The sequence below is a fragment of the Metabacillus mesotrionivorans genome (assembly GCF_052171315.1).
GTDB lineage: Bacteria > Bacillota > Bacilli > Bacillales > Bacillaceae > Bacillus_P.
In genome coordinates this window covers 497,725-519,332 of sequence record NZ_JBQMFF010000001.1, presented here as the reverse complement: position 1 = coordinate 519,332, position 21,608 = coordinate 497,725, and the positions used below count along the sequence as shown (strand labels likewise).

Here is a 21,608-nt window from a genome sequence, read left to right as displayed (position 1 = left end):
TCATGCTTTTGCTCACGCTATCATATATCTAAAGCATTACGAGTAAAGGAGAGGGAGAGATGAGAGGACAAGTAAGGCTGCTCCCCCATAAATATGGCCCGATCGTTAAAAATGTGAAAACCAATTCAGAAGGTGTTCAAATGATCCAAGCCCCAAAGCTTTGGGAAAAGGGAATCCGCGGAAGGGGCATCATCATCGCAGTGCTCGATACCGGCTGTGACATCAATCACCCTGATCTGCGCGGCAATATAGCAGGCGCGCGGAATTTTACGACCGATGACAATGGGGACCAAAACCGGGTGACTGATTACCACGGCCACGGTACTCATGTCGCAGGAACAATAGCCGCATCAAGATATGTGGGTGTTGCCCCGCAGGCAAAAATTCTCGTTGTAAAAGTACTCGCAGGAGACACGGGAAGCGGTGAGTACGACTGGATTGTAAAAGGCATTCTTTACGCCATTGAACAGAAAGTGGATGTTATTTCCATGTCACTTGGAGGACCGTCTGATCATTCTGAGCTTCGCAAAGCGGTAAAAAAAGCCGCTGCGAATCAGATTTCCATCGTCTGTGCTGCGGGAAATGAAGGAGACCAGGACGGCGGAACATCGGAATATTCTTATCCAGGCTCATATAATGAAGTGATTTCGGTTGGCTCAGTTGGATTTAACAGGGTGTCTTCCCCTTTTTCCAATTCAAACAATGAACTGGATTTAGTTGCACCGGGTGAGCGGATTGTTTCTACTATACCCGGAGGTGAATATGCTGCATTCAGCGGGACTTCTATGGCCACCCCGCACGTTTCAGGTGCACTTGCTTTAATAAAAGAGCTTGAAGAAAAAGAATTTGACAGGACGCTGACTGAAGCTGAAGTTTACGCTCAGCTGATTAAGCGCACGGTTCCGCATGGCAATCCAAAAACGCTGGAAGGCAATGGGCTGCTCTACTTGACAGCGCCTGACCTGCTCCGCGATGCCGCCGAAGGAGCTTCAGAAGAATAAGAAAGAGCCATCATCCGCATAAGATGATGGCTCTTTTTGTATGATCTCAAGTACTCATCTGAAAAAATCCGCTCAAACAAATTGATTGTTCCTCCTGAACTTCTCTATAAGCGCTTTAGCGAAGTCATTAGCCTTTATCAAATCGCCCTTTTCCATGTAATAATCAAACAGCAATAAACCGTAATGCTGTGCCGGAAGAACATATCCAAGTTCTTTAAAATGCGGATAGGCATGATTTTCTATGTACTCATAGTAGGATTCGATTTCCCCGTTTATTTTGAATAGGTGCATCGTAAAGAAATGAATAAAAGTCCGATTGTCGTCTTTTTCGGCGAGTGACAGACCCTTTTCTGCAAGGGCTGCCAGTTCTTCCTTCTTTGTCAGCCCCTCTTTGAACAGAGCATTCACATATCCTTCAAAAGAACCAAGGTAATTGGGATCTCCGGGCTGCCGTTTATCGGCAGATTTTTTGTAGTATTCTGCAGCAGCTGTAAATTCCCCCTGCCTGAGCTGATGATATCCGAAATTATGGTGCAGCAGCGCCTGCTGATGATCCAGCCCGTAATCTCCTGACATCTCTATGAGACGCTGATATTCTTTGTTTTGAAAAACAGCATCATCTGATTGCTCCAGCTGAATCAGCATAAGCATTTCCGTTTCAATTATTCGTGACAGGCTTCTGTTTTCTGTAAAGAACTGCAGGGCTTTGCCCGCATAAAAATACGCAAGGACATTCGAATGGATGGAATGGTAAGCCAGTGCCAGGTCGTAATAATATTCACGGTTAGAATATTCTGCAAGATTAATTTCTTTTAACACGGCAATAGCTTTAAAGTAGTCATTTTGGGCTCTCAAATGATAATTCCCCTGGATATGCAGCAGAAGATTTTGTTCATATGGGGACAGGCCGCTCCAAAGGCGCATCTCGTTTAAAAGGGCACATGCTTCTTCATTTTTAGAAGATGAAAGATAGTATCTGGCTAAAATAAGCGTATATGTACGGTGAAAGTCCTGAATCTGAAGCAGGCGGCTGCTTTCCAGCTGCTGTTTAACCGCTTCGGTTTTTGAATGGCTTTTGTGGATGATGGCTTCATGCCATTCATTAAGAAGTTTTTTAATCTTATGGTAGTTCTCAATTTCTGATTCGATGCTGATCCCAAGCCGCTCACAGAGCAGTTGAATGGTTTCTTTCGATACCTCTGTCAGCCCGCGTTCTATTTTGCTGATGTGCGTTGCTGAACAGATTGCATCCCCAAGGTCCTTTTGCTTAATGTTGTAGAGTTCACGGTAAAATTTTATGATTTTCCCTTCCAGCATGGTGTGTCATCCCCCTAAGCATCTCTATAAAATTATTATAACGGCATGCCCAATTGATTGGTTCGTGTTCAGGAAGAATATTTTTTTTGACACCAAAAATACCCCCGGCAGCCCGGAGGTATTCATTTTCATTATTTTGAAAGAACGTGCAGAATCATTTCTGCATCTTTTTCATCCACATTCATTTCATCAGCCAGCTTCAAAGGATCTTCTGCAAGGCCGGGCTTTCTTTTCAAAGCATATAAAGCCTGATAGCAAAGGCTTATCGGTGTTTTTTCAATGCGGGTGGTGATAATTCTGCACACACCCTGCCTTTCTGTCTGAATGGCCCCAAACTGCTCAAGCTGCTGCATTCTGAGAATAGCGGTCCGCTTTGACAATCCAAGTTCATCCGACAGATCACTGATGTCATATGAGACATTTCCGTCGGCATCGCGATGAACCAGCAAATACCCCAATATCTTTGAATAGATGCCCGATAGATGTACTAATGCTCTCTCATTTATGTTCATTTCTATGCCACCTAATCCAATCTGTTACAATTCAGTATACATATTGTCTTAGGCCCAATGTTTCATATCATCATTTTGTAATATAGTTTTTACCCGTTTGTTATATATCTGTGAATTTTTAGGAGTTTATTTATTTTCATCGTCAAAATCAATCATCTTATCTGAAAAACCAAACAGCCACGTCAGGACAAATGCCGCTGCGACTGCAAGAAAATTCACAGCCAGGTACATGATAATCTGGCCATTTAGATACAGCAGGACTCCCGGGATTGCCGTTATCGCCATTCCTGTCGCTTTAAGGCCTGCAAGAGATGCAGCAAACCCTCCGATGCCGCCTCCGATCAGCGCCATGATAAACGGTTTAATATAGCGGAGGTTCACACCGAAGATGGCAGGTTCTGTAATTCCAAGCAAAGCAGAAAAAGAAGACGGCAGCGCAATGGCCTTCAGTTTTTTCGACTTGGTTTTCAGGCCTACAGCAAGCGCCGCTCCCCCCTGCGCAACGACAGAACACGTAATAATCGCATTGTACTGATTGTATCCGAAGCGCTCGAGCAGCTGTATCTCAAGCAGGTTAAACACGTGATGGACGCCTGTTACAACGATCAGCTGATTTAATGAACCTATGATGAGACCGCTTATGCCAAATGGCCAGTTTAAAATGGCTACTGTGCTGTTCAGGATAACCTCTTCAACTGTATGAAAAACAGGTCCTATTATAAAAAGAGAAAGTATGATCATGAATAAAAGCGTTAAAAACGGAGTCAAAATCAAATCAAGCGATTCTCTTGTATGTTTTCTGATCGATCGCTCAAGTTTTGCTCCTATGAGTCCTGCGATAAATGCAGGTAGGACAGAACCCTGATAGCCAAGAACCGGTATAAAACCGAAAAATGTCAGAGCCTCGGCTTTGTCTGCCGCCACATCGTAGGCATTTGGAAGGGCAGGACTTACAAGCATTAAACCAAGCACCATTCCAATGACCGGATTCCCCCCGAAAACCCTGAACGCAGACCATGCAACGAGTGCTGGAAGAAAAGCAAAGGCTGTATCCGTCAGCACCTCTGAAAACGTAATGACATTTTGCGGAATCTGTTCAGGTTTCATACCGAAAAAGGCAAGCACCTGCTCTTGGAGGATAAGTCCTCTAATCCCCATAAAAAGCCCTGTAGCAACGAGAATTGGAATGATTGGAACAAATACATCCCCGAACGTGCGGACGGCTCTTTGAAACAAGTTGCCGCTTCTTGCTGCTGCCTCTTTCTGTTCAGCCTTTTCAGACCCCGTTACACCAAGAGCAGCAATCTCTTCATAGATGCGGTTCACCGTTCCTGTTCCGAAAATCAGCTGATATTGCCCTGAATTAAAAAAAGCTCCCTTTACTTTATCAATGGACTCCGCTTTTTTTTGATCGATGCCTTCTTTCCTTTTTACCATTACGCGAAGCCTTGTGGCACAGTGCGACACAGATATGATATTTTCACGGCCTCCTAGTGCCTCGATGACTTCTTCGGCAATTTTCCGGGTGTCTGACATGGAATCCTCCTGGATGTATTTGACATACCTGTAATTTCCCTCATTTTATCTTCTTTTAAACAGAAAAAATAGCTGAAATTTCAATCAAATCAGAAAATAATGATTGTCGAAACAAAATCTTGCGGTATAATTTAATGAATAAAAGCATAAAAGCGTAAAAGCAAATAAAACGGGGGAATGTCTAATGAACTGGAAAAACATCGGAATGGGAATTGCACTGTCAAGCATGATGATAGCTGCAGGCTGCGGAAGTAAAGAAACGGCCGGAAACAGCGGCGAAAAGACTTATCAGGTGGGTGTCACTCAAATTGTCGAGCATCCTTCTCTTGATGCTGCTTTAAAAGGGTTTCAAAAAGCTCTGAAAGATGAAGGTCTCAAGGTTGACTATGACGTCCAGATTGCAGGCGGCGATCAGAATAATAATCAGACCATTGCAAGCAACTTTGTCGGCGACGGCGTTGATCTGATTTTTGCCAACTCCACACCAAGTGCTCTAAGCGCACTCAATGCAACAAAAGATATACCGATTGTTTTCACTTCAGTCACGGATCCAATTGGGGCGGGCCTTGTCGAAAGCTTTGAAAAACCGGGTGCAAACATTACCGGAACGACAGATACTCACCCTGATGCCATTCCAAATACGGTCAAATTTATAGATGAAAATGTGGACGGCAATAAGATTGGAATGATTTATAACTCCGGTGAGCAAAATTCGGCTGCTCAAATTGATCTTGTTAAAAAAGCAGCAAAGGGAACAGACCTTGAAATTGTTGAAGCTTCTGTTTCAACTTCGGCTGAAGTGAAGCAGGCCGCTGAAAGCTTAGTCGGAAAAGTAGATTCTTTCTATATTATTACTGATAATACAGTTGTATCCGCGCTGGAGTCTGTTATTTCTGTTGCAGGGGATGAAGACCTGCCATTGTTTGTAGGGGAGCTTGATTCTGTAGCAAGAGGCGGTTTTGCAGCTTACGGATTTGACTACGGGGATATCGGATATGAAGCAGGCTTAAAGGCAGCTGACATCCTAAAAGGAGAAAAAGAAGCGGGAGAAATCCCTGTTGATTACCCTCAGAAATTAAAACTGCAGGTCAGCAAAAAAGCGGCTGAAGCGATGAATGTTGACATAAAAGAGGACTGGAAAGACGCTGAATTAATCGATTAAGGAGGACACACCATGTTTACTGCCCTATTCTCTTCTGTTGAATCCGGACTGATCTACGCCATCATGGCTCTTGGTGTGTATCTTTCCTTCAGGATTCTCGATTTTCCCGATCTCACCGTCGACGGCAGCTTTGTCACAGGTGCAGCTGTATGTGCTGCATTGATTGTAAATGGCGTTAACCCTTTTATCGCAACTCTGGCGGCCCTTGCCGCCGGATTTGTTGCAGGGTGTCTTACGGGAATTCTTCACACGAAAGGGAAAATCAATCCCCTGCTTGCAGGGATCCTGATGATGATTGCCTTATATTCGATTAATCTGCGGATTATGGGCCAGTCAAACGTCCCTCTGCTTCAGGAAAGCACCGTCTTTTCTGTTTTGCTTGATGGCTGGAACGAGCTTGGAATTGACGCATTTATACAGTCTGTTTTTGTATCAGCAGGTCTTGAAGCATTTATCCCGAAAACATGGTCGGTTCTCGCAGCCATGTGCGGCCTTATTGTCCTTATAAAGCTTTCGCTTGATTATTTCCTTAAAACAGAGATCGGCATTGCCATCCGTGCTGTCGGTGATAATGAAAAAATGATTTCAAGCTTTTCAGCCAATACGGATCTTCTGAAAATTATCGGTCTCGGTATCTCCAATGCACTTGTTGCCTTTTCAGGTGCTTTCATCGCCCAATTTTCGGGATTCAGCGATATTGGCATGGGGATCGGGATGATCATTATTGGCCTTGCATCTGTCATTATCGGGGAAGCCCTCGTCGGAACAAAAACGATTATCCGGGCAACTCTCGCTGTCATCATTGGAGCCATCCTCTACCGCATTATTATTGCGCTTGCGCTCAGAGCAGACTTCCTTGAGACAGGCGATATGAAGATGATTACGGCAGCCATCGTCATCGCGGCGCTCGTCGTGCCGCAGCTTCTTGCAAAACAGAAAGAAAAAAGGAAAAAACTTCTCAGGAGAAAGGGAGATGTTCACATTGCTTGAGCTGAAGCAGATTGAAAAAGTGTTTAATGAAGGTTCTCCCGATGAGAAAAAAGCTTTGAACGGGCTTTCCCTTTCTCTAAAAAAAGGAGATTTCGTCACGGTGATCGGCAGCAATGGAGCAGGTAAATCCACATTGCTGAACGTTATATCAGGCAGACTTTTTCCTGATTACGGAGACGTGCTGATCGATGGAAAAGCAATCACAAACATGCGCGAGCACAAGCGTGCAAAATACCTCGGCCGCGTTTTTCAGGATCCGATGGCCGGAACAGCACCAGCGCTCACGATAGAAGAAAATCTCGCCATCGCCTATGCGCGTGTCCATAAACGCACACTGAGACCCGGCGTTACTGCCAGGAGAAAAGCATTTTTCAAGGAAAAGCTAACGACGCTCGGCCTTGGACTCGAAGACAGACTCTCTGCAAAAGTCGGGCTGCTTTCAGGCGGCGAACGGCAGGCGCTGTCCCTCTTAATGGCCACGTTCACGAATCCTGGAATTCTCTTGCTTGATGAACATACAGCTGCACTAGATCCTTCACGGGCAGACCTCATTACAAACCTGACGGAAAAGCTCGTTTCAGAAGGTCAGTTAACAACTCTGATGATCACTCACAATATGCAGCAGGCAGTCGATCTTGGCAATCGCCTTGTCATGATGGACGGCGGACGAATAATCTTTCAGGCAGAAGGGGAACAAAAGAAAAAACTGACTGTAGCCTCCCTGCTGAACGAATTCTCAAAAATAAAAGGCGGAAGCTCTCTGTCAGACAAGGTCATGCTGAGTTAATAGAGGGTTATATTTATCCGATTAGTGGTAAAGAAAGACAAATCACTAAAAGGAGATGGATAGGATGAATCTAGAAAAACAAACGTACTATATTGACGTCGCAAGCGGAGAAATTCTTCAGAATCCTGCAGAATCAAGTCCCAGCTTCAAACTGTACGCCACTCCGGCTGAAATTGATCAGCTGAAGTCCTATTACAGCGAGAACAGCTCGGCTGACTTTCAAACCTTTCAGCGCGCGCAGGTTCCGTTCCGCGAATATCATCATGATGCTGAAAATAAAGCCTATGACGATTCGATGAGAAAAATATACGGCATGATTTATTTGCTTGGCGATGAAGAAGCTAAACGTCATATTGAAGAAAATGGCATTTTGAAAGACAATCATTCAGATAACCCTGAACGTGTGGAAAATTTCAAGTAGTCCAATAAAAAGAACCCATTGCGCACCGGCAATGGATTCTTTTTTTTGTTCATTCTGCATTCTCAAGCTCTAGATAGAGACATTCAATTTCTCTTTCTATTTCTTCTTTCCTGCAATTAAGAAGGAGTAACTCGTTTAGTTCGCTCTGTTTATTCATGTTCTGTTCAATTTCATACACATCATTTTCAAGCTTTTCAATTTTATTAAGGACGTTCTCTTCATTTACATGCACTGGTGTTTCAGGTTGTTTCGTTTTAAGAATTGAAGGCTGCTTTTCTCTTATGCCTTTTTCAGACTGATTCATCACAGGCTGCATTTTCCCACGCGCCCACGTATAATTTCCTTCAAAGGAGAAGAGCTTTTGCTGATGAATCCAGCATGTCTTTGTAAAAAGCTTATTGAGGAAAAACCGGTCATGGGAAACTGCCAGGATCGTTCCCTCAAACTGTTCAATCGCATCTTCAAGCACTTCCCTTGAATCTATATCCAGATGATTTGTCGGCTCATCTAAAATAAGCACGTTCAAATCCTGCTGCATAAGCTTTGCAAGCTGAATTCTCATCCGTTCACCGCCGCTTGTATGTTTCATTTTTTTAAAAACTGCGGGACCGTAAAACATAAATCCTGCAAGAATGTGACGGGCTTCTTCCTCAGATGCATTCACATCCTCTCTGAAAAAATCAATAATAGACATGTCTGTATCACCAAGCATAAGCTGCTGGGAAAGATAGCCGATTTTAACGCTGCTGCCTATTTTCACAGCCCCGCTGTCAGGTTCAATTTGACCCATGACCATCTTCAGCAACGTCGATTTACCTGACCCGTTTTCGCCGACAATGGCGGTTCTGTCCTTGTACTGAATATCCAGTGAAATCTCTTCCAGAATGGTCCGATCTCCAAATGCTTTTGAAGCACCATTAAGACTTACGACTCTTTTTCCGCTTCTGTCAGTCCCTTCAAAGGACAGGTCCATTTTTTTATGCTGAAGGACAGGCCGTTTCAGCTTCTCCATTCTCATGAGCGCGCGCTCCATATTTCTTGCCCGCTTGTGAAGGCCTTCATTCGGCGGATTAGCCTGATTCGCCCACTCTTTCAGCCTTTTAATCGCTTCTTTCATTTTTTTGATTTTTTTCTGCTGATCCTGGTATGCCTGAAATTCCGCCAGCAGCTTTTTTTGTTTTTGGATGATGAAACCTGAATAGTTATGGTGGTAGACAGTCACTTCCCCGCCTTCGAGATCAAGGATTTTACCTGCTACCTCATCCAGAAATGCGCGGTCATGTGATATTACGACAACGGTCCCTTTATATTCTTTAAGATAGGTTTCAAGCCATTCTACAGCTGCAATATCCAAGTGGTTGGTCGGTTCATCAAGCAGCAGAATATCCGGCTGCTTTAAAAGGATCATGCCAAGTGAAACTTTCGTCTTTTCTCCGCCGCTTATCGCCTGGAATTTTTCATTCAGAAGTTCCTGAAGCTTCAGGCCGCAGGCAACCGCCTGCACCTTCGCATCCATTTCGTAGCCTCCGAGCAATTCAAATTGCTGTCTGCAGCTGCCGTAACGCTCCATCACCCGTTCAAGCAGATGAGGATCTTTTGCCTCAGCCATTTTCATCTCAAGGTCAGATAGCTCAGCTGCCAGCTCTGTCAGTTCCGAGAACCCCTCTCTCAACACATCTTCCACAGTCGCACCGTCATGAAAAACAGGTATTTGAGCCAGATAGCCTATCTTTTTTCCTTTTTTAATCGCGATTGTGCCTTCATCAGGCTGTTCAATTCCTGACAGACACTTAAAGATCGTCGTTTTCCCTGTCCCATTTCTGCCTGTAAACCCAATCTTTTCGCCTTCATTTATTTCAAAGCTCAGCTTTTCAAAAATCAGCTGGCTTCCGTATGATTTTGTTAATCCCTGAACCGAACAAATCGTCATAAGTAAAAACCCCTTTGAAATATAAAAAAAAACCAGAATAAGCAGTTTCCTGCTTATCCCGGTTCTTCAGCGAGTTTATCTGAATTCGCCAAAACAAAAAATACGGAGGGCTAATAAGCCCTCCGCATCACTTGTGGATAAGAGAATCTTCTTAACGTTTGAATGTGTCTATGCAGTTGCTGAAAAAGGGCATACGTATCCCGTTAAAAGCAATTGCATGAAAAATTGCACGACATAAATAAAGGTATGATAACTCTTTACCGTGCAGCACATTCAAACTGTTCATCTCTCATCCACCTCCGTTCTTTAAAGTACTTCTATTATAACCCGCCGCTTTCAGAATTATCAATGCATTCTTCCAAATACATGTATTTTTGCCATAAGGTTACCCTAAGGGTGACTCAGGAGGAGGATTACATATGGAAAATATAAACTCAAAACTGCCCCGGTTTCCGGAACCTTACTGGAGAGACACCTCAAGTCTTCCCGATTTCCCTAAACTTTCAAAGCACATAACGGTTGATGCAGCTGTAGTCGGCGGGGGGATTACCGGCATAACTTCAGCCTACCTTCTTGCGAAAAAAGGACTTAAGGTCGCACTGATTGACTCTGATTGTCTGCTCAATGGCACGACCGGCCACACGACTGCTAAAGTTACCATTCAGCATGATCTTATTTATCACGAACTGACCCAGCATGTCGGAACAGATGGCGCCAAACACTATTATGAAGCGAACCAGGCAGGACTTGATTTTATAAGAAAAACCGTTGAAGAAAAAAACATCCCATGTGATTTCAGCAATCAGGATGCCATTCTCTATGCTGTTTCTGATGAATCTCTGGACAAACTTCTAAAAGAAAAAGATGCTTATGATGCCATTGGGATTCCTTATGAATACATTGATCAGATCCCGTTGGATATCGAGATTAAAGGAGCACTGCGTGTTAAAAATCAGGCTCAGTTTCATCCGCTGAATTATTTGCAGGCCCTGCTTGAAGAAATGATGCAGGCAGGTGTACAGATTTATGAAAACACAGCAGTAATTGACGTGAAAGGAACAAAAGAAGAGCCTGTACTGCTTTCAAATGAAGGATTTGAGATTACTTGTGAACATGTCATTGCGGCGACTCATTTTCCTTTTTATGACGGAAACGGCTTCTATTTTGCCAGAATGTATGCCGATCGTTCCTATGTCATTAGTGCAAAAACTTCAAAACCGTATCCCGGCGGCATGTATTTAAGTGTCGATGAGCCTAAACGTTCGCTCAGATCAGCATCCTCCAGCGGTCAGGATGTCGTCTTAATCGGAGGCGAGGGCCATAAAGCTGGCCAGGAGAAAGATACCCACAAGCTGTATGAAAAGCTCGAAGGTTTTGGAGAAGAGATTTTTGGCCTGGAGGAAATTACACACAGGTGGTCTGCACAGGACTTATTTACATTGGATAAAATCCCTTACATCGGCCCCCTTACATCAAGCAACCCCAATATCTATGCAGCTACAGGCTTTCATAAATGGGGCATGACAAACGGCACGTTTGCTGCACATATGCTCAGGGATTTAATTGTAATGAAAGAATCACGCTATCTTGATCTTTTCACACCGAGCCGCTTTCACTCTGACCCTGGTGTAAAAGAATTTCTGAAAGCAAATGCAGATGTGGCAAAGCACCTAATAGCAGGTAAAATCAAGCGTCCATCAAAGACACCCAAGGATCTTCATGCTGATGAAGGCTGTGCGGTGATGGTAAACGGGAAAAAAGCCGGAGGGTATAAAGACGAACAAGGTGTGCTTCACCTTGTGGATATGACCTGCACCCACCTTGGCTGCGAAGTGGAATGGAACAGCGGAGACCGCTCTTGGGACTGCCCGTGTCATGGATCAAGGTTTTCTTATAAGGGTGATGTAATAGAAGGGCCGGCTGATAAGCCGCTGAAGGTGATAAAGGAAGAGTAAGTTTTGGAGGGGTGAGACTCGGGGGCGTTTGCTTATCCTCTCCGATTGTTTTACGGTTTTGCAGGGTACGATTCAGGCTTTTGCTTACCCTCCCACATCGTTTTACGGTTTTGGAGGGTACGATTCACTCGCTTGCTTACCCTCCCAGATCGTTTTACGGTTTCGGAGGGTAGGATTTCACCGTTTGCTTACCCTCCCACATCGTTTTACTGTTTTGGAGGGTACGATTCAAGCACTTGCTTACCCTCCCACATCGTTTTACGGTTTTGGAGGGTACGATTCAAGCACTTGCTTACCCTCCCACATCGTTTTACGGTTTTGGAGGGTACGATTCACTCGCTTGCTTACCCTCCCAGATCGTTTTACGGTTTCGGAGGGTAGGATTTCACCGTTTGCTTACCCTCCCACATCGTTTTACGGTTTTGGAGGGTACGATTCAAGCACTTGCTTACCCTCCCACATCGTCTTACGGTTTCAGAGGGTACGATTCCGCCGCTTGCCGTGATTTAAATGTGCTCCACTCCCCCAAATACACAAAAAAAGACTCCTTTACAGGAGTCTTTTTCAGTCATTACTTTTGAACGTTAGCAGCTTGTGGTCCACGAGCGCCTTCAACGATTTCGAAAGTAACTTCTTGGCCTTCTTCTAAAGATTTAAAACCTTCGCCTTGAATAGCAGAGAAATGTACGAATACGTCTTCTTGACCTTCTGCTTCGATGAAACCGAAACCTTTTTCTGCGTTAAACCATTTAACTTTACCTTGTAACATGTGTGTATCCTCCTCGTGCGCCGAGCGCACAATTGTATTACTATCCCTGCTCTAAATAATATTCTTCAAGACGAGTGCCTTTTTAATCATATTACGAACAAAAATAAGTACTTTCATTATAACAAAAGCCGAAAGGACCCGCAACCGTTTCTAGTATCTTTTTAAAGTATGAATCTATCTGACTGTGTGCGTATTCTCAGCAGCGCACGTGTCAGTTCTTCTGTGCCTTGAGACCGCCTCTCAATTGTGACACTTTTCTTACAATTGGCCTATTTATATACTTTTTGCTCTTCAATCATATTAAGATATAAGTTCCTATGAACCTATAATCTTAACAGATGGCAGGTGTTACACATTTTATATTACAGAACCATGAAACTTCACGAGAAAAAGCCGTGGGTTACCTTTATTCATGGTGCAGGCGGAAGCTCGGCAATTTGGTACAAGCAAATAAGGGAATTTAAAAAGCATTTCAACATCCTGCTCATTGATCTTCGCGGACATGGAAGATCCGCAAAGGGGCTTTGGAAAGACGGCGATGATTTTTCAGAAATTGCTGAAGAAGTCATCCATGTTCATGATCGGCTGAAAATAGCTTCTTCTCATTTTGTCGGGATTTCACTTGGCACGATTGTTATTCAAACCATTGCGAAGATCAGGCCGAGGCTTCTTTCTTCCATGGTTCTGGGCGGGGCCATCACAAAATTGAACGTATTTACGAGAATGCTGCTTGTTATTGGCAACCTCGGCAAAAGGATTCTCCCCTATATGTGGCTTTATTCTTTGTTTGCCTGGATCATAATGCCTTATGCAACTCATAAAGAATCCCGCACGATGTTCATCAGCCAGGCAAAGAAGATGTGCCAAAAAGAGTTTATTCAATGGTTTTCACTTACTCGTTTTGTAAATCCGTACTTGATAGAGCTTCAAAAAGACTTTTACAAGATTCCTGTCTTGTTTTTAATGGGAGAACAAGACCATTTATTTTTAAAGCCGGTAAAAGAGATTGCCGCGGAAAACAAGGACGTACAGGCCGTGTATATAGCTGATTCCGGTCACGTCTGCAATATTGATCAGCCTGACAGGTTTAATCATCATGCTGTCTCATTTATAAAAAAGATTGAAACAGACCGCTTTTCTGTCCGCACAAAAAATGCCTGAATCAGGAGATGATTCAGGCATTCTTCTTTATTTCAGTTTTTTCAGCTCATTGGATACAAACTCAACGTCTGTTCCGACGATCACCTGTACATCTGTTTTCGTCAGCTTGATAACGCCTCTTGCACCAGCTTGTTTAAGTGCTTTTTCATCGATTGCTCCTGCGTCCTTCACTTTAAGACGAAGGCGCGTGACACAGTTATCAATCTCTGTCAGATTGTCGCTGCCGCCAAGACCTGCCATATATTTAGCAGCCATCGCAGCATATTTGTCTCCGCCTGCAGCCGTCTCGTCAATTGCTTCCTCATCTGTCTCATCCTCGCGGCCAGGCGTTTTCAGATCAAACTTTTTGATCAGGAAGTAGAACAGGAAGAAATAGATTGCTGCATACACAGCTCCCATGACAAGGAGCAGCCATGCATTTTTCGCAGCCGGAGCATTAAAGTTCAGTACATAGTCGATCGCTCCTGCAGAGAATGTGAATCCAAGGTGAATATCAAGCATTTGCGCTATTGCCATAGACGCACCTGTTAAAACAGCATGAATCACATACAGCAATGGAGATAAGAACATGAACATAAATTCAATTGGTTCTGTAATACCAGTTAAAAATGATGTAAAAGCAACACCGATCAGCAAACCTGATACAGCTTTCCGGCGCTCCTTCTTAGCAGCCATAATCATAGCAGCTGCAGCTGCAGGAAGGCCGAACATCATAATCGGGAACATACCTGACATGAAAAATCCTGCACTTGGATCACCGGCGAAGAACCGGTTAAGATCACCAGTCGCTCCGTTATATTCACCGAATACAAACCATACCAAACTATTAATAAACTGATGAAGTCCTACTGGAATTAAAATTCGGTTTAAGAATCCATAGATGGCTACACCTGCGGCACCTGCCTCAGTCAGCCAGACACCCACATTGTTGATCCCTTCCTGCACAGGTCCCCAAAGATAGCCGAATGCAAGAGAAAGAATGAGCATCACGGCAGCCGTAATAATAGGAACAAACCTGCGCCCTCCAAAGAATGCAAGCCATTCAGGCAGTTTTATCTCTGAAAAACGATTATATAAGAGACCCGCTATGATACCTGCTATAATCCCCCCAAGAACGGACAGCTTAATATCCGGATTGATGACTTCAATCCCCTTCGTTAATACCAGGTACCCAATTGTACCTGCAAGTGCGGCCGAACCATGCCCATCCTTCGATAAGCCGATTGCAACCCCAATGGCAAAGATAAGAGCCAGATTTGCAAAAATGAAATCGCCTGTCTGCGCCAATAACGGAATGCCGAGCAGGTCATCCTGTCCAAGGCGCAGCATAAGCCCGGCTGCCGGAAGTACGGCAATCGGAAGTTGCAGTGATTTCCCTATTTTCTGTAAAAACCCCAACATGATAATTCCCCCTTACTTGTTTTTATTATCGAAAAAGCGATGAATCGCTTGTTTCAATCTCCCTTGCGCCTCCTGAATATAGAGGCCTGCTTCTTCTTCGGAAGCATGTGTAACCGTCATGAAAATGGCTTCTTTAAGATTGTACTGTGTTTTTTCCATAGTTAGTCCTGCTGATTCCTCATCAATGCCTGTCGTTTCCGCCAAAATCATTTCTGCCCGCTTTTTCAGTTTGCGGTTGATCAGTTTCATGTCGACCATTTCGTTTCCATATACTTTCCCAAGCTGTATCATGACACTTGTTGAGATCATGTTTAAAGCCATTTTTTGAGAAGTTCCCGCTTTTAATCTTGTGGACCCCCGTATGACTTCAGGGCCAGTTATAAGTTCGATGGCAACATCAGCCAGTTCGGAAATGACTGAGTGTTCATTGTTGCTGATCGATATTGTACAGGCACCCTTCTGATTCGCATATTCAAGGCCGCTTACTGCAAACGGAGTTGAACCGCTGGCTGTTATGCCGATGACACAATCCTGCTCAGCGAGTGAATGGGATTTCAAATTCTCCCTGATGGCGCTTTCATCGTCTTCAGTCTCCTCAAGCGGCATCCACATCGCTTCATTTCCGCCGGATACAAGTGCCGTCCATCTGTCTTCCTCTACAGAAAAAGTCGGTCCGAGCTCCACTGCATCAAGCATGCCTACTCTTCCGCTGGTGCCTGCTCCAATCACAAACACTCTTCCGCCCGTCTTCCATCGTGCGACAATTTCATCAGCCGCTTCAGCAATTTGCGGAAGTGCTTTCTCCACAGCAGCAGATATCGCCGCGTCCTCCTGGTGCATAAGTTTTGCCATCTCATAGGAATTCATTTCATCAATAGCAGACGTCCGGATGTTTTTTTGTTCTGTTGCCCGCTTTTTCATGACAATCGCTCCATATCAATCGTGAATTTATAACGGTCCGCCCGGTAAACAGACTTTACAACTTCTAGCGGTTTATTTGATTCAAGCGTGCTTCTCCGCTCAATCATCAGGACCGGGGCACCTTCTTCAACCTGGAGCATTTCCGCTTCTGTTCTTCTGGCAATAGAGGCCTCAAGAACCTGTCGTCCATGGTGAATCTTCAGGCCCAGTTTATTTTCCACGTATTCATAGATAGAAGATTGAGCGATTTCTTCGGTCAAATCGGGTGCCGTTTCTTTTGAAATGTACAGCATTTCATAGGCCATCGGCAGCTGGTCTGCAAGCCGGATCCGTTTTAATTCAAAAAGGGACGTTCCCGCTTCCACCTCGAGCTTAGAAGCAAGATCATGACTTGCAGGCACTTCCTTAAAGCTGATGACCCGCGTACTTGGTTCAAGGCCGCGTGACCTCATATCCTCAGAAAAACTGGTCAGGCCTTGAAGCGGCTGTTCAATTTTCTGGTGGGCGACAAACGTTCCCTTCCCTCTCTGTCTGTAAAGGAAGCCGTCATTTACAAGGTTTGAAAGAGCTTGCCTGACAGTCATTCTGCTGATTCCGTACTTTTCCGCATATTCTCTTTCAGATGGAATCATCTGGCCTGGTGTCAGCTCTTGATTTTGTATTGCTTCTTTGATGGCCTCTTCGAGCTGATAGTAGATTGGCAGGGGTGAGTTCTTTTGAATCATCTGGCAAACATCTTCCTTTCTTCCGGCTGAAGCTTCGAAAGTGCATCCCTGTCTGCAATAATTACGGCATTCGGATGGTTTCTGAGGACAGTCGCCGGAATTTCTTCAGATACATCTGCATGAAAAAGATCATTTAATATGGCTGCTTTTTGAACACCTGATGCAAGAAGAAGAATTTTTTTGCTTCTCATGATTGAAGCGATTCCCATCGTCACCGCATGTTTCGGTACATCCTCAATCGTGTTGAAATACCTTGCATTTGCCTGACGGGTTGATTCTTCCAGTTTTACAAGGTGGGTGTTTGATTCAAATGAACTGCCTGGTTCGTTAAACCCGATGTGCCCGTTTTGACCGATCCCCAAAAGCTGCAGGTCAATGCCCCCGCTTTCGCTGATCCGCCTGTCGTAATCCCTGCACTCATTCTCTAAATCGGATGCTTCTCCGTCAGGAAGGTGGGTATTTGCAGCAGAGACATTGACGCTGTCAAAAAAGTGCTTTTTCATGTACGTATGATAGCTGTTTTCATCATCTTTGTGGAGACCGGCATATTCATCCAGATTAAAGGTTTTTACTTCAGAGTAGTCCGTTCCGTTCTCCTGATGGTCAAGGATCAGCTGCTGATAGGTGCCTAAAACCGTTCCGCCCGTTGCAAGTCCTAGCACTGAGTCTTTTTTGGACCGGACCTGCTCTGAAATCATTCTTGAAGCAAGCATGCTCATTTCCTTGTAATCCTTCGCTTCAATCAGCTTCATTTGTCAGCACTCCCTGTAAAAGATATCGTTCCTCTGCAGATCGTCATCATCACATTCAATTGGTCATCGAGCACGGCAATGTCTGCATCTTTTCCCTTCTCAAGGCTGCCTTTTCTGTCGTAGACCCCAATTTGTTTAGCAGGATTAACAGATGACATCGTGACAGCATCCTGGAGGGAGCATCCCGTGAATGACATCGCGTTGACGATTGCATCTCTAAATGTAAGAATACTTCCTGCAAGTGTCCCATCAGCGAGTGTCGCCCGCTCCCCGTCAACTGTTACTTCCTGTCCGCCAAGATCGTAAGTGCCTGGACCGAGCCCTTTGGCACGCATAGCATCAGTTATAAGAATGGACCTTTCACTGCCTTTCATCCTATAAGCAAACTTGACCATTTCAGGTGCAATATGAATGCCGTCGACAATCATTTCCGTCATCACTTCATCCTTCATCAGAACAGCGCCTGCAGTGCCTGCGTCGCGGTGATGAATCCCTCTCATCCCATTAAAAAGATGTGTCGCATGATGGACTCCGCTTGCAATCGCCGTCTCCACTTCCTGATATACAGCATCACTGTGGCCTATAGACGGGACAATGGACAAACTCTTTAAATGGCCGGCAAGCTCATACCCGCCTTCGCGCTCCGGTGCAAGTGTCACAAGTTTAATGCTTCCGCCTGACTCTTCATGCCACCTGTCAAAAAGGGCAATTGAGGGTTCAATAATATTTCCGGGTGCCTGAGCCCCTGCACGTTTCGGATTTAAAAATGGACCTTCAAGATGAATGCCAAGAATCTCTGCACCGGTTTGATTTTTTTCTTTTAAGTATGCGGCCGCATTGACAAGAGCTTCAGAAATTTGTTCTTTACTTGAAGTCATTGTAGTTGCCAGAAAACTTGTTGTTCCTTCAAATGGAAGCTTTGAAGTCATTATTTGCAGCGCTTCTAGAGAAGCATCCATTACATCCGCACCGTGTGCTCCGTGGATATGGAGATCAATAAAGCCCGGAACGATTCTTGCAGCGTGGTTTAAATCAATTACGCGCTCAAATCCGCTCTGCTCCTGATAACCCTCCATCTTCCCGACTTGTTTTATTTTTTCATCTTCTATTAAAACGTACCCACTCTCAATGATGGATTCGCCAGTATAAATTTCCGCATTCAATAAGCATATTTTTGCCATCATTACAGCTCCTTGCATCCGTTTTCACACATACTATAACATCTATTCAACTAGTTGTCTATACCAGTCTATATCAGCTATTTTAAATCATTCCCGTATTCCTGCTTCCCCGTAACAGGAACGTGCTTCCAATAAGAACAAACGAAATTTATCCGTCAATAAAAAGGGAAAATATGCTAAAATTTATGTAAGGAGGTCTGTCATGACGTTTAAAGTAAAGCGAAACCCAATCCTTGTATGTATCGTCGTTTTTTTGATTGTTTTCCCGTTTTTTCTTCTGTATCAGGGTGAACCTGCGGCACCTCTTGTTTTCCCTTTTTTAATTGCAGCCTTTCTTGCACATGCTCTTCTTAACTCGTATTTTGTCATCGCCGATCAGAAACTGAAAATTGTATTCGGACTTATCAGAAAAGAAATTTTTATCAGAGACATTAAAGAAGTGCACTATTCAATGAATCCACTATCTTCACCGGCTTGGACATTCAAGCGCCTTAAAATCGTGTACACAGGTTCTTTTTCATCCAGCCGCCCCGTCTATTCAAAATTTGCGCTTGTTTCGCTGCCAAAAGATGAAAAGCTTTTCTTCAGGGAACTGTCTGCAGTTAATCCGTCTGTTTCCACCCCATGAATGCCTCTCAGCGGGAGGCATTTGCGTGTCCGCCAACACTCCACTTACATGTTTCAAGATAAGAAAATGAAGGAATACATACATTATTACGTATAAAGGAGATGTTACCATGGACAAGCAGACACTGAATCAAGAGGTCCTTCAGGTACTTGAAAAACATAAAGTAGGGACACTGTCTACCGTAGTGGACAATAAACCCCACTCCCGTTATATGACCTTTTCCAATGATGAACTCATGCTCTACACCCCGACTAATGTTCACACGCACAAAGCAGAGGAAATTGATAAAAATCCGAACGTACATATCCTGCTGGGCTATGAAGGCGAAGGATACGGGGACTCCTATGTAGAGTTCGAGGGAACAGCGGAAATCAGCAGCGACCAGGAACTGAAAGACCGGATCTGGAATGAGCATATGAAAAATTGGTTCAAGGGTCCTGATGACCCGGACTATATTGTTCTTGCCATTAAACCGAACAAAATCCGCCTGATGAACAGCGGACAGAAAACACCTCAGACACTGGATGTCTGATCCGCTTATGCCAATTCCTTGTTTTCATCCGGCTGTCGTGAGAAAATAAGGGACGAAAGAACGCATAAAGGGTGATTTCATGTACTATGTGGTAGTTGATATAGGCTGCTCCGACTGCGGAGAGGCATCAAACGTAGTTGGTGTCTTTACAGAGGAACATAAAGCTCGCACAGCATTAGAGCATTATAAAAAAGCAAACAAGCTTGACTTGTATGGCGACGACCACCAGTTTTTAATTTACGGGGTTAAGGAACTGAACCATATCCACAATGACAGCTTTGAACATTGTATTTATGACAGTCAAGAAGAGTAGCATCCGGCGCCTGTACTGGCGCCGTTTTTTAGTAAGCAACTCCTTCCAATTCGAGCAAAACGGTTGATGCTTTTGCCGCAGTCCAGTAAAATAGATAATTGTGTTTTACGTACGGACTACTATATAGGAAGGAGATCAGTATGTATCAATCTGTACTTACCGGCGAAAATCAGGCACCTGTGGATGCGGAAGAACTGCAGTTTCAGCTCTTTAGAATGCAGGATAATCTCAAGGAAATAGCCAAGAGGTGGAAAGTTGTCGGAATTGATCAGACGAAAGAAGACAAATGGGTCGTTGTTTATGCACAAAATGACGGTGATTCATGCAAAGTGATGCTGAATGATTGCGAAACAGCCTATAGGGGGAAATGGGATTTTTCCATTCATGCCACCTTTTCAGACGATCATGCCATTCATATTGGCGACATTAAAGGACCTGCCAACAAAGGCTACGGATCAATTTGCATGAATTATTTAAAAGAAATCGCAAAAGACCAGAACATCCCGACTATTACCGGAGATATCGCCAAGAGAGACTGGGATCATGTCGACCGTCTTGTGCACTTTTACGAAAAGCACGACTTTAAAGTAAACATTGATTATGAAGAGCAGGCAGGAGAAATTGAATGGAATGCTATGCAGTAGAAGCAGCTATACAGCTGCTTCTTTTTTTACGCAAGTTTACATTTTCCTTTTCTAAAAAATTCTAAAAAATACGATTACAGTAAGTAAGATAAGGGTATGTACAACTAGCGCATTTTTTCCTGTTTACCATAATCATTCATACCATTCAGAAAGGAGACTTGGAGCATCTTATGAAAAAACAAGTATATCTTATGATCCTTGTTCTATTAACAGGTGTTTTTTTATCAGCCTGTGCCGAGAAAGAAAAGTTGTCAGACGGAACAGAATTGATTGACAAGGATGAATTCGTCTTTGCTGCATCAGGTGAATTCAAACCCTTCAGCTATGTGAAGGATGATATGACAATGACCGGGTTTGATGTCGCCGTCGGAGAAGCGATTGCCAAGGAGCTTGGACTGAAGCCTGTTCAAAAACGGATTAAATTCAAAGGGATTGTTGAAGGTGTTAAAACCGGCCGGGCCGACGCGGCGGTGGCAAGCCACACCATCAATGACCAGCGGGCAAAGCACGTGTCCTTTTCCACACCCTACTACTATTCAGGACCTCAAATTTTCACGCGCACAGACAGCAGCATCAAAACAGTTGAAGATCTCAAAGGAAAAGAAGTCGCTGTAGCCAAAGGCTCTACATATGCTGCAACCGCAGAGAAATATACAAACAACATAAAGATGTACGACAGCGATATCACTGCCCTTAAAGCGCTGAGTACAGGCCGCCACGACGCGGTGATCACGGATTTTGTAACAGGAAAAAGTGCAGCCAAAGGCGGTTTTGAAATTACCGGACAGCAGCTGATTGAACGAAGTGAACAGGCTGTTGTCATTCCGCAGGACAACCCCGAACTCTTGAAACGTGTTAATGAAGCGCTCGAAAATCTGCGCAAAGACGGAACACTTAAAAAAATCAGCATTGAGTATTTTGGAGAAGACATTACAGTAAAACCGGAATAATCACTGCCTGTACAGAAAGG

General features: G+C 44.1%; 23 protein-coding genes. 12 read left to right on the top strand and 11 right to left on the bottom strand.

Going from position 1 to position 21,608, the window contains the following annotated elements:
- Positions 1-59: 59 nt before the first annotated feature.
- Positions 60-1,001 (top strand): S8 family peptidase, encoded by a 942-nt coding sequence (locus ACTSEZ_RS02575; protein WP_369732629.1) that lies wholly within the window; start codon positions 60-62, stop codon positions 999-1,001.
- A gap of 72 nt (positions 1,002-1,073) precedes the next feature.
- Here ACTSEZ_RS02575 and ACTSEZ_RS02570 read toward each other — a convergent pair whose 3' ends face one another.
- The 3 genes from ACTSEZ_RS02570 to ACTSEZ_RS02560 form a co-directional block, all read right to left on the bottom strand.
- A complete protein-coding gene (locus ACTSEZ_RS02570; protein ID WP_369732627.1) occupies positions 1,074-2,318 on the bottom strand; it encodes a helix-turn-helix domain-containing protein in 1,245 nt (414 codons plus the stop codon).
- 131 nt (positions 2,319-2,449) lie between these two features.
- A complete protein-coding gene (locus ACTSEZ_RS02565) occupies positions 2,450-2,830 on the bottom strand; it encodes a hypothetical protein (protein WP_369732625.1) in 381 nt (126 codons plus the stop codon).
- 126 nt (positions 2,831-2,956) lie between these two features.
- On the bottom strand, positions 2,957-4,366 hold the full coding sequence (locus tag ACTSEZ_RS02560) for a sucrose-specific PTS transporter subunit IIBC (RefSeq protein ID WP_369732624.1): 1,410 nt from the start codon (positions 4,364-4,366) through the stop codon (positions 2,957-2,959).
- 184 nt (positions 4,367-4,550) lie between these two features.
- Here ACTSEZ_RS02560 and ACTSEZ_RS02555 point away from each other — a divergent pair, with 184 nt between their 5' ends.
- The 4 genes from ACTSEZ_RS02555 to ACTSEZ_RS02540 all read left to right on the top strand — a co-directional run bounded on the left by ACTSEZ_RS02555 (position 4,551) and on the right by ACTSEZ_RS02540 (position 7,726).
- Positions 4,551-5,528: an ABC transporter substrate-binding protein gene (locus ACTSEZ_RS02555; RefSeq protein WP_369732623.1), complete on the top strand. Its 978-nt coding sequence runs from the start codon at positions 4,551-4,553 to the stop codon at positions 5,526-5,528.
- 12 nt (positions 5,529-5,540) lie between these two features.
- Positions 5,541-6,518, top strand: coding sequence for an ABC transporter permease (locus ACTSEZ_RS02550; RefSeq protein WP_369732622.1), 978 nt, complete (start codon positions 5,541-5,543; stop codon positions 6,516-6,518).
- The gene (locus ACTSEZ_RS02545) at positions 6,511-7,305 is read left to right on the top strand and encodes an ABC transporter ATP-binding protein (RefSeq protein ID WP_369733069.1); all 795 of its coding nucleotides are present in this window, start codon (positions 6,511-6,513) and stop codon (positions 7,303-7,305) included. Before ACTSEZ_RS02550 ends, ACTSEZ_RS02545 begins: the two co-directional genes overlap by 8 nt.
- A 64-nt stretch (positions 7,306-7,369) precedes the next feature.
- Positions 7,370-7,726, top strand: coding sequence for a hydrolase (locus tag ACTSEZ_RS02540; RefSeq protein ID WP_369732620.1), 357 nt, complete (start codon positions 7,370-7,372; stop codon positions 7,724-7,726).
- 49 nt (positions 7,727-7,775) lie between these two features.
- Here the strand turns inward: ACTSEZ_RS02540 and abc-f are convergent, their stop codons facing one another.
- The gene (gene abc-f / locus ACTSEZ_RS02535) at positions 7,776-9,656 is read right to left on the bottom strand and encodes a ribosomal protection-like ABC-F family protein (RefSeq protein ID WP_369732619.1); all 1,881 of its coding nucleotides are present in this window, start codon (positions 9,654-9,656) and stop codon (positions 7,776-7,778) included.
- Between the two features lie 151 nt (positions 9,657-9,807).
- Positions 9,808-9,942: an RAxF-45 family protein gene (locus tag ACTSEZ_RS02530; protein ID WP_369732618.1), complete on the bottom strand. Its 135-nt coding sequence runs from the start codon at positions 9,940-9,942 to the stop codon at positions 9,808-9,810.
- Between the two features lie 133 nt (positions 9,943-10,075).
- On the opposite strand from ACTSEZ_RS02530, the gene ACTSEZ_RS02525 reads away from it, so the two are divergent.
- Positions 10,076-11,611, top strand: a complete 1,536-nt coding sequence (locus ACTSEZ_RS02525) for an FAD-dependent oxidoreductase (protein ID WP_369732617.1) — start codon at positions 10,076-10,078, stop codon at positions 11,609-11,611.
- Between the two features lie 571 nt (positions 11,612-12,182).
- Here the strand turns inward: ACTSEZ_RS02525 and ACTSEZ_RS02520 are convergent.
- Positions 12,183-12,380: a cold-shock protein gene (locus ACTSEZ_RS02520; protein ID WP_029281940.1), complete on the bottom strand. Its 198-nt coding sequence runs from the start codon at positions 12,378-12,380 to the stop codon at positions 12,183-12,185.
- Between the two features lie 345 nt (positions 12,381-12,725).
- Here ACTSEZ_RS02520 and ACTSEZ_RS02515 point away from each other — a divergent pair, with 345 nt between their 5' ends.
- Complete coding sequence (locus tag ACTSEZ_RS02515; protein WP_369732616.1) at positions 12,726-13,541, top strand: alpha/beta fold hydrolase; 816 nt, start codon at positions 12,726-12,728, stop codon at positions 13,539-13,541.
- 27 nt (positions 13,542-13,568) lie between these two features.
- Here the strand turns inward: ACTSEZ_RS02515 and nagE are convergent, their stop codons facing one another.
- From nagE to nagA, 5 genes are read right to left on the bottom strand one after another with little or no spacing between them, the layout of a single operon-like run.
- Positions 13,569-14,942 carry an N-acetylglucosamine-specific PTS transporter subunit IIBC gene (nagE, locus tag ACTSEZ_RS02510; protein WP_369732615.1) on the bottom strand — a complete coding sequence of 458 codons (1,374 nt, stop codon included), beginning with the start codon at positions 14,940-14,942 and terminating at the stop codon, positions 13,569-13,571.
- Between the two features lie 12 nt (positions 14,943-14,954).
- Positions 14,955-15,863: an N-acetylmuramic acid 6-phosphate etherase gene (murQ, locus tag ACTSEZ_RS02505; RefSeq protein ID WP_369732614.1), complete on the bottom strand. Its 909-nt coding sequence runs from the start codon at positions 15,861-15,863 to the stop codon at positions 14,955-14,957.
- The gene (locus ACTSEZ_RS02500) at positions 15,860-16,588 is read right to left on the bottom strand and encodes a GntR family transcriptional regulator (protein WP_369732613.1); all 729 of its coding nucleotides are present in this window, start codon (positions 16,586-16,588) and stop codon (positions 15,860-15,862) included. Before ACTSEZ_RS02500 ends, murQ begins: the two co-directional genes overlap by 4 nt.
- Entirely contained in the window at positions 16,585-17,340 is a 756-nt protein-coding gene (nagB, locus tag ACTSEZ_RS02495; protein WP_369732611.1) for a glucosamine-6-phosphate deaminase, read from the bottom strand. Before nagB ends, ACTSEZ_RS02500 begins: the two co-directional genes overlap by 4 nt.
- Positions 17,337-18,521: an N-acetylglucosamine-6-phosphate deacetylase gene (gene nagA / locus ACTSEZ_RS02490; RefSeq protein WP_369732610.1), complete on the bottom strand. Its 1,185-nt coding sequence runs from the start codon at positions 18,519-18,521 to the stop codon at positions 17,337-17,339. Before nagA ends, nagB begins: the two co-directional genes overlap by 4 nt.
- 202 nt (positions 18,522-18,723) lie before the next feature.
- Between nagA and ACTSEZ_RS02485 the strand changes: the two genes are divergently transcribed.
- From ACTSEZ_RS02485 to ACTSEZ_RS02465, 5 genes are all read left to right on the top strand, one after another.
- Positions 18,724-19,149, top strand: a complete 426-nt coding sequence (locus ACTSEZ_RS02485) for a PH domain-containing protein (protein ID WP_369732608.1) — start codon at positions 18,724-18,726, stop codon at positions 19,147-19,149.
- Between the two features lie 109 nt (positions 19,150-19,258).
- Positions 19,259-19,681, top strand: coding sequence for a pyridoxamine 5'-phosphate oxidase family protein (locus ACTSEZ_RS02480; protein WP_369732607.1), 423 nt, complete (start codon positions 19,259-19,261; stop codon positions 19,679-19,681).
- A gap of 79 nt (positions 19,682-19,760) precedes the next feature.
- On the top strand, positions 19,761-19,994 hold the full coding sequence (locus ACTSEZ_RS02475) for a hypothetical protein (protein WP_369732605.1): 234 nt from the start codon (positions 19,761-19,763) through the stop codon (positions 19,992-19,994).
- Between the two features lie 140 nt (positions 19,995-20,134).
- The gene (locus tag ACTSEZ_RS02470; protein WP_369732603.1) at positions 20,135-20,638 is read left to right on the top strand and encodes a hypothetical protein; all 504 of its coding nucleotides are present in this window, start codon (positions 20,135-20,137) and stop codon (positions 20,636-20,638) included.
- 170 nt (positions 20,639-20,808) lie between these two features.
- On the top strand, positions 20,809-21,588 hold the full coding sequence (locus ACTSEZ_RS02465; RefSeq protein ID WP_369732601.1) for a transporter substrate-binding domain-containing protein: 780 nt from the start codon (positions 20,809-20,811) through the stop codon (positions 21,586-21,588).
- Positions 21,589-21,608 lie beyond the last annotated feature (20 nt).